Below are 3,152 nucleotides of genomic sequence, written 5' to 3' on the forward strand. Positions count from 1 at the left end.
CGGCCGGCAGAAGCCGGCATCCGCGGCGGGACAATCCGTGACGCCCCGCGTGCTGAACCTCTTCGCCTATACGGGCGGAGCGAGCCTCGCGGCGCGTGCCGCCGGGGCCGAAACGACGCATGTCGATTCGGTGAAGCAGGTGGTGACGTGGGCGCGCGAGAATATGGAGTCGAGCGGGCTGGACGGCGTGCGGTGGATTGTCGAGGATGCACTGAAATTCGTCCGGCGCGAGGTGCGCCGCGGCAACCGTTACCACGGCATCGTCCTCGATCCCCCGGCCTACGGCCGCGGCGCCGACGGCGAGAAGTGGATACTGGAGGACAACATCTGCGAGATGCTCGAGTGCTGTGCGCAGCTGCTGGAGCCGCAGGGGGCCTTCCTCGTGCTGAACCTCTATTCGATGGGGTTGTCGTCGACGCTGGCCCGCACGGCGGTGCGGCAGGCATTCGGTGCACCGCGGCAGGAGCAGTACGGCGAGCTTTGCTTCACGGATCGCGCGGGCAAGCAGCTGCCGCTGGGCACCTATTATCGTTTTACACGTTAACTGTTCGCAACAATGGGTATTCTGATTGTATTATTCGGTTTGTTGAGCGGCTGCCTGCTCTCCGTGCTGGTGGGTATTATCGGCAGCCGCAGGCGTATCGGTTTCGGGCTTGCATTCCTCGTGAGCCTGATTTTCACCCCGCTCGTGGGGCTTATCGTCACCCTGCTGACCGACCCGCTGCCGTGCGACGACCGGCGCTGGGGATGTATCGGTATGTTCGTGGCCGTTCTGGGCCTGCTGTGCCTGGGGGTGTTCCTTTTCCTGCTGCTGGCCGGGGCCGCCGTCGTCGCGGCCGTCTGATTATTTGTAGCGTTTTTCCAGTTCCGCGATCATTTTTTCTACCTTTTCCGCACACCGGGCGAAGTAATCCGCATCGTAGGCGCGCGGAATGGCCCGGAGCCATCCCTGCACCGTTTTTTCGGCCAGTATCCCGGCGAATTCTTCGTGTAGGCCGATATTATCGCCGGACAGGTGGTTTTCACCCATCTGGTGCGGAACGAGCGTCTTGGAACGCTGGGTGTAATAGAGTTCCATCGAGTTGTCGAATTCCCCGATATCATTGTAGCTGCGCAGCAGGTCGATGACGATCTGTTTGTCGGCAATGTGGGATGCGATGCCTGTCGTTTTGAGCATCTCCAGTGCGTCGGTCATAAACCGGTAAGGTTTTCCCATGCCGTTGGTGATGTGTCGCCAATAGGTTTCCACCGTGTCCGCGGGGAATCCGGCCAGGGAGAAGTCGTGCTCCCGTAAGCGCTGTGCAGCCCGTTTTTCCTGGTTGTAGAGCCATTCGTAATCCCGGATGAATCGCAGGTTTTCGCGCAATTCGAGCGTGACGAGCTGCATGGCCTGCCGCACCTCCTTCTGTTTCGACGAATCCGCGATTTTGGCCGTCAGCCACAGGGTCAGCAGCACGCCGCCCGTGACGATGGAGAACTGGCGGACGTAGTCGCCGACTTTCCACTTCCCGAGCCGTTTTTTCAGGGCGTTTTTCATTTTCAGGGATTTCTTCATAGCGGGATTTTTTTGCAAGGTCAGAATACGTAGTATATCAGGATGCCCGCTGCGGCCGAAAGGCCGATGAGCAGGATGGGGTTTACCTTTTTGACCGAAGCGACGAACACGCCGCCGAACAGCGCCCAGCTCCAGCCGTCGATGAAATTCTGCTCGTCGGGGGCTTTGCTGTGCGGGAACATCAGCAGCAGGGCCGCCGCGGCAATCATGCCGATTACCACCGGGCGCATGCCTTTCATGGCCCCTTCGACGATGGGGTTGTGCTTGAGTTTGAGGAAGAAACGCGTGATGAGCAGCATCAGCGTCAGCGAGGGCAGGCAAACCGCGAACGTCGCCAGCGCCGCGCCCAGGATGCCGCACCACGTGCTGCCGGCCTGGGCGCCGACGGTGTAGCCCACGTAGGTCGCCGAGTTGATGGCGATGGGGCCGGGCGTGATTTGCGAGACGGCCACGATGTCGGCGAATTCGGCGTTGGTCATCCAGGCGTGCTGCACGACCACCTCGTTCTGGATGAGCGACAGCATGGCGTAGCCGCCGCCGAAGCCGAAGAAACCTATTTTCAGGTAGCTTACGAATAGTTGCCAGAAGATCATTTGCCTGCTTTTTTAGCGATGAATAATGTCCAAGCGATGCCGGTGGCCGCTGCGGCAATCAGGATGTAAATCGGCGACCAGCCCAGATACCATACCGCCAGCGCTGCGGCGGCGATTACGGCGAACATCGACCAGTGCATGCCCCGCGCGAGCGAGATGACCGGTACGACGATCAGCGCCACGACGGCCGGGCGCATGCCCTTGAAGGCGGCGTCGACCACCGGGTTGTGGCGGATGTCGGCGAATAGCAGGGCGATCACGAGGATGATGGCGAACGACGGCAGGACGCTGCCCAGCAGGGCCGCTATGGCGCCTTTGAATCCCCGTATCTTGTATCCTACGAAGACCGAGGTATTGATGGCGATGGGGCCCGGCACCGACTGTGCGAGCGTCAGCAGGTCGAGGAATTCCTTATGCTCGATCCAGCGGCGTTTGGCAATCAGCTCCTGTTCGATGAGCGGCAGCATGGCGTAGCCGCCGCCGAAGGTGAAGAGCCCGATTTTGAAAAACGAGATGAAAATCGTACGGAGTCGTTGCATGGCTATTCGCGTTTTTCCCGGCCCAGCAGGTTCAGGATGCCGTCGATGTAAATCATCGGGTGCGTCGGTGCGCCCGGCAGCCAGAGGTCGGGGCGGTGTGTGTCGAGGAAGGAGCGGTCGACGGCGCGGCTGGCGGCGAACAGTCCGCCCGAGCACGCCTCGGAGCCGCAGACGACGAGGATTTTAGGTTCCGCCACGGCGTCGTAGCAGATTTCGAGCGCTTCGGCCATGTTCGCGGTAATCGGGCCCGACAGCACTACGCCGTCGGCATGGCGGGGCGAGGCGGTGAAGCCGATGCCGTAGCGCCCGAGGTCGAAATTGACATTACCCGTGGCGTTGAGCTCCATTTCGATTGAGGCATCGCCTCCGGCGCAGACTTCGCGCAGTTGCAGCGCGCGGCCGAAACAGCGGCCGATTTCGGAGCGGACGGCCTTTTGGTCGAATTTCACGCACCTGTCGCCCGGG

6 protein-coding genes are annotated in these 3,152 nt (G+C 61.3%); 2 read left to right on the forward strand and 4 right to left on the reverse strand.

Annotated features, from left to right (window positions below; all coding sequences use genetic code 11):
- Together QZT71_RS12230 and QZT71_RS12235 are read left to right on the forward strand one after the other, a co-directional pair.
- Positions 1-544: class I SAM-dependent methyltransferase (locus QZT71_RS12230; protein ID WP_295916622.1), on the forward strand; the 544-nt coding region annotated here is incomplete at its 5' end.
- A 12-nt stretch (positions 545-556) separates the two neighbouring features.
- Positions 557-844 carry a hypothetical protein gene (locus tag QZT71_RS12235; RefSeq protein ID WP_295916625.1) on the forward strand — a complete coding sequence of 96 codons (288 nt, stop codon included), beginning with the start codon at positions 557-559 and terminating at the stop codon, positions 842-844.
- Here the strand turns inward: QZT71_RS12235 and QZT71_RS12240 are convergent, their stop codons facing one another.
- The 4 genes from QZT71_RS12240 to QZT71_RS12255 form a co-directional block, all read right to left on the reverse strand.
- The gene (locus QZT71_RS12240; protein ID WP_295916627.1) at positions 845-1,555 is read right to left on the reverse strand and encodes a hypothetical protein; all 711 of its coding nucleotides are present in this window, start codon (positions 1,553-1,555) and stop codon (positions 845-847) included.
- Positions 1,556-1,575: 20 nt separating this feature from the next.
- Positions 1,576-2,148, reverse strand: a complete 573-nt coding sequence (locus QZT71_RS12245; RefSeq protein WP_295916628.1) for a chromate transporter — start codon at positions 2,146-2,148, stop codon at positions 1,576-1,578.
- Entirely contained in the window at positions 2,145-2,687 is a 543-nt protein-coding gene (locus QZT71_RS12250) for a chromate transporter (RefSeq protein ID WP_295916629.1), read from the reverse strand. The genes QZT71_RS12245 and QZT71_RS12250 overlap by 4 nt, the downstream gene beginning before the upstream one ends.
- A gap of 2 nt (positions 2,688-2,689) precedes the next feature.
- Positions 2,690-3,152, reverse strand: a 463-nt coding sequence (locus QZT71_RS12255) for an NADH-quinone oxidoreductase subunit B family protein (protein WP_367112548.1), incomplete at its 5' end; no start/stop codon positions are given.

It is taken from the genome of uncultured Alistipes sp., assembly GCF_902388705.1.
Lineage (GTDB): Bacteria > Bacteroidota > Bacteroidia > Bacteroidales > Rikenellaceae > Alistipes.